General features: G+C 64.2%; 5 protein-coding genes. All 5 read left to right on the top strand.

Annotation, left to right across the window (positions count from 1 at the left end):
- Positions 1-52: 52 nt before the first annotated feature.
- The gene (locus ACTHNR_RS08630; RefSeq protein ID WP_440540305.1) at positions 53-310 is read left to right on the top strand and encodes a hypothetical protein; all 258 of its coding nucleotides are present in this window, start codon (positions 53-55) and stop codon (positions 308-310) included.
- Positions 311-404: 94 nt separating this feature from the next.
- A complete protein-coding gene (locus ACTHNR_RS08625) occupies positions 405-1,058 on the top strand; it encodes a protein-L-isoaspartate O-methyltransferase family protein (protein ID WP_440547162.1) in 654 nt (217 codons plus the stop codon).
- Positions 1,059-1,142: 84 nt separating this feature from the next.
- Positions 1,143-1,466: a rhodanese-like domain-containing protein gene (locus ACTHNR_RS08620; RefSeq protein ID WP_440547161.1), complete on the top strand. Its 324-nt coding sequence runs from the start codon at positions 1,143-1,145 to the stop codon at positions 1,464-1,466.
- A 264-nt stretch (positions 1,467-1,730) separates the two neighbouring features.
- A complete protein-coding gene (gene urtA / locus ACTHNR_RS08615; RefSeq protein WP_440547160.1) occupies positions 1,731-3,035 on the top strand; it encodes an urea ABC transporter substrate-binding protein in 1,305 nt (434 codons plus the stop codon).
- Positions 3,036-3,182: 147 nt separating this feature from the next.
- Positions 3,183-4,780: urea ABC transporter permease subunit UrtB (gene urtB / locus ACTHNR_RS08610; protein ID WP_440547159.1), on the top strand; the 1,598-nt coding region annotated here is incomplete at its 3' end.

The raw sequence follows: 4,780 nt of genomic DNA, 5'->3' as shown, positions 1-4,780 counted from the left end.
GACGTACCTTGGTAAAGTAGCGACTTCGCCCGAGATTTTAGAGGATCCCAGCATGCGCGGTACGCGCGCCATTTCCGCGGTGCAAAAGCTCAAGGAGCGCACCGGCAATCCCCACTACGCGGCCATCGGCATGCCCGGCGGGCTTTTTCGTCTGGTCGACCGGGCCACCGGGATCGAGTTGCCGCTGTCGGAGCCGCTGCCGCTCGACGCCTTCGTCGCGTTCGTCGACGCCATGTCGCCCGCCAAGCCCAAGCGCGTCAGCAAGCTCGACGTGGCATTCGAGGCACAGATCAAGCGCAGCAAACGCTAAGCGCGGCGGCTGGGGCCGGTCCGCGCGGTTTGGTACAATCCCGAGGTTTCTTTCCGTCGTACCGAACCGCTACGTCCAAGTCCGCTAAGTCGCCATGAACATCGAGCAAGCCCGCTTCAACATGATCGAACAACAAATTCGCCCCTGGGACGTGCTGGACCAGGACGTGCTGAATCTGCTGTCGGTCGTCAAACGCGAAAACTTCGTTCCCGCCGCCTATCGCGACATCGCGTTCGCCGATTTGGAAGTGCCGCTGCCCGAAGGCGAGCACATGCTCTTCCCGCGCGTCGAAGCGCGCGTGCTGCAGGAACTGGCGGTCAAGAAGCACGAAAGCGTGCTCGAAATCGGCGCGGGCTCGGGCTACATGGCCGCGTTGCTCGCTCATCGCGCCCGTCACGTGCTGACCGTCGACATCAAGCCGGCGCTGGCCGAACTCGCCAAGCGCAATCTCACCGAAAACGGCGTGACCAATGCGGAAGTCGCAACCGGCGACGGCGCACGCGGCTGGACCGGCGCAGCGCCGTACGACGTCATCTGCGTGTCGGGCGGCCTGCCCGTCCTGCCGCAAGAAATCCTCGAGCAGCTCAAGATCGGCGGCCGGCTCGCCGCGTTCGTCGGCACCGCGCCCGTCATGAAGGCGCAGATCATCACGCGCATCGACGAAAAGCAATTCCGCGTGGCCGATGTCTTCGAAACCTTTATCGAGCCGCTGCAGAACGCCGTTCAGCCGCCGCGCTTCAAGTTCTAATCGAACTCATCGGACCGGGTGCGGCCGCACGCGCCGCACCGCCGGTCCAGGGTTCGCACCGAACGTTCATTTCATCGATCTCCCATGCAAAACCTCTCCGCCCCCGCCCTCGCCGAATGGCTGGCCGATGCTTCGCGCCCTGCCCCGATCCTGCTCGACGTGCGCGAGCCCTGGGAAGTCGCCACCGCGCACATTGCCGGTTGCGTGGAGATCCCGATGCGCGACATTCCCGCGCGCAGCGAGGAACTCGACGATGAAGCGCAGATCGTCTGCATCTGCCATCACGGCGCACGCAGCGCCAACGTGGCGATGTTCCTCGAAGGACGCGGCTTCAAGCACGTATTCAATCTGCAAGGCGGCATCGACGCCTGGTCGCGCCAAGTCGATTCGAAAGTTCCGCTTTACTAAGCACCGAAGCATTCACCAAGTTCGCGCGCCCCGCGCTTCGCTGGCGCGGCGCGCACCAAGTTGATCTCCCGCCTCGGTGCATTGAACGCATCGACATATCGGCCAATGGCGCGCCGAGCCTTGCCCCTTCTAGCGTCCCCTCAATTGGCATACCCCTTGCAACGCTCGGCGGTCCGCGCGTAGGCCTGTGCGTCTTTTCGATGCACGCGTTTCGCCCGGTCCACTCCAATAAACGTTGATTCAGCACCGGCAAGGGGAAGCACAATGAAACGTCGTAGCTTGTTGAAGCTCGGTTCGCTCTCCGGCGCGCTCGCGCTGGCGGGGCAAGCCCCGTTCGTTCGCGCGCAATCGTCATCGGCCAGCGGGCCGATCAAGGTCGGCATTCTCCACTCGCTGTCGGGAACGATGGCCATCTCGGAGACTTCGCTCAAAGACACGGCGCTCATGACGATCGCCGACATCAACAAGAATGGCGGCGTCATGGGCCGTCAGATTCAGCCGGTGGTGGTCGACCCCGCTTCGAACTGGCCGCTCTTCGCCGAGAAAGCCCGGCAGTTGCTGACGCAAGAAAAGGTGGCTTGCGTATTCGGCTGCTGGACCTCCGTGTCGCGTAAATCGGTTCTGCCGGTATTCGAAGAACTCAACGGGTTGCTCTACTACCCGGTGCAGTACGAAGGCGAAGAGATGTCGCGCAATGTCTTCTACACGGGCGCGGCGCCGAATCAGCAAGCCATCCCGGCCGTCGAATATCTGATGAGCCCCGAGGGCGGCGGCGCGAAGCGCTTCTTCCTGCTCGGCACCGACTATGTGTACCCGCGCACGACCAATAAGATCCTGCGCGCGTTCCTGCATTCGAAGGGCGTGAAAGACGCCGACATCCAAGAGGTCTACACGCCGTTCGGCCACAGCGACTACCAAACGATCGTCGCCAACATCAAAGCGTTCGCGCAAGGCGGCAAGACGACCGTCGTGTCGACGATCAACGGCGATTCGAACGTGCCCTTCTATAAGGAGCTCGGCAATCAAGGGCTCAAAGCGACGGACGTGCCCGTCGTCGCTTTCTCGGTGGGCGAGGAAGAGTTGCGCGGCATCGATACGAAGCCGCTCGTCGGTCACCTTGCCGCATGGAACTACTTCATGTCCGTCAAGGGCCCGGCCAATACGAAGTTCAAGTTGCAATGGGCCGAATGGGTCAAATCGCAGAACCTGCCCGGCGGCGCCAAACGCGTGACGAACGATCCGATGGAAGCGACGTTCGTCGGCATTCACATGTGGAAGCAGGCGGTCGAAAAAGCGAAGAGCACCGACGTCGACAAAGTGCGTACGGCCATGATCGGCCAGGCCGTGGCCGCGCCGTCGGGCTTCACGTTGACGATGGACGGCAATCACCATCTGCACAAGCCGGTGATGATCGGCGAGATCCGCGGCGACGGCCAGTTCAACGTGGTCTGGAAAACGAAGACGGCCATCCGCGCGCAACCGTGGAGCCCCTTCATTGCCGGCAACGAAGGCAAACCCGACGTCGTCAGTTCGATTCGCGAGTTCCTGCGTCGGCGACAAGTCGCGTAAGCGCAGCCGCGAACGCACGCATGCCCCGGCCGAGCCGCGCTTCGCAAGCGGCTTGACCGGGCGGCGTTCGGGCGTGCCGTTCGCGCCCGTCGCGTTCGTAGCGCTCGTTGTGAATTGCCCCTCAGGCTCGCTTTCCCTCGACCTTCCATGAATCGATCCTTGCGCCGTTGCCTTCTCCTCGTGGCTCTCTCGTGCACGCTCGCCGCGCCGGCCGCGTTCGCGCTGACGACAGCCGATATCGCCCCGCTCGCCGGCGACGACTTCGATGCGAAAGCCTCCGCTATCGACACGCTCGTGGCGAAGCACGATGCCGCGGCGTCGGCGCTGCTCGACGCGCTCGCCAATGATCAAGCGTTGGCGACGAGCGCCGGCGAAGTGCTGATTCAATCCGACGGCGACGACGCGCACGCCCGCGACGCCGTGTCGGGCAAGCTCGTCCCCATCGGCGATGCGCAGCCTGTCATGCTCAACAACCTGCTGCGCGGCAAGGTCGCAAAAGCCTTGGCCGGCGTTCATCTGGCCTCGCCCGACCTGGCCACGCGGCGGGCCGCCGTCGATGCACTGCTGACCACGCCGCCCGACGCTTCGATGAAGCCGTTCATCGAAGCGGCCCGCGCGAAGGAAACGGACCCCGCGCTCAAGCGCCGCCTCGACGCGCTCTGGGCCACTACCGCGCTCAACGACGCCGATCCGGCCAAGCGCCTCGAAGCCGTCGAACTCGTCGCGGCGCGACACGATCTCGATTTCTACTCGCTGCTGCGCCCGCTTGTCGCGACGCGCGCGGACGGTACGTTCGTCGAGCCCGATGCACGGGTACGCACGGCCGCGCAGCGCGGTATCGACGCCCTCGACGCCATTCAGCGCAATAGCCGTATCGTCGGCACGCTGTTCGCCGGCGTCTCGCTCGGCAGCGTGTTGCTGCTGGCTGCGCTCGGGCTTGCGATCACCTATGGCGTCATCGGCGTCATCAACATGGCGCACGGCGAATTCCTGATGATCGGCGCCTATGCCACCTACGTCGTGCAGAACCTCTTTCGGCACTATGCGCCGCAGGCCTTCGACTGGTATCTGGTCGCCGCCGTGCCTGTCTCGTTCGTCGCCTCCGCCTGCCTTGGCGTCGTACTCGAACGGCTCGTGCTCAAGCGCCTTTACGGCCGTCCGCTCGAAACGCTGCTGACGACCTTCGGCGCGAGCCTCGTCCTGATGCAGGCGACGCGCACGCTGTTCGGCGCGCAGAACGTCGAAGTCACGAACCCGCGATGGATGACGGGCGGCATGACGGTCATGCAGAACCTGATCCTGCCGTATAACCGCATCGCGATCCTCGCTTTCTCGCTGGCGGTCGTCGCGATCGCCTGGGCCGTCCTCACGCGTACGCGGCTCGGCCTGTTCGTGCGCGCCGTGACGCAAAACCGCGGCATGGCGGCGTGCGTCGGCGTCAAGACCGCGTTCGTCGATTCCTATGCGTTCGCTTTCGGCGCGGGCATCGCGGGGCTAGGCGGCTGCGCCCTTTCGCAGATCGGCAATGTCGGGCCCGATCTCGGCCAAAGCTATATCGTCGATTCGTTCATGGCGGTCGTGCTCGGCGGCGTCGGTCAACTTGCGGGAACGGTGCTCGGCAGCTTCGGGCTCGGTGTGCTCATGAAGACGATCGAGCCGTTTTCCGGGGCGGTGCTCGCGAAGATCGCGGTGCTCGTGCTGATCGTGTTGTTCATTCAGAAGCGTCCTCAGGGTTTGTTCGCCCT

The sequence above is a fragment of the Trinickia sp. genome, assembly GCF_051954495.1.
Taxonomy (GTDB): Bacteria; Pseudomonadota; Gammaproteobacteria; order Burkholderiales; family Burkholderiaceae; genus Trinickia.
This window is presented reverse-complemented; position numbering and strand designations above follow the sequence as displayed.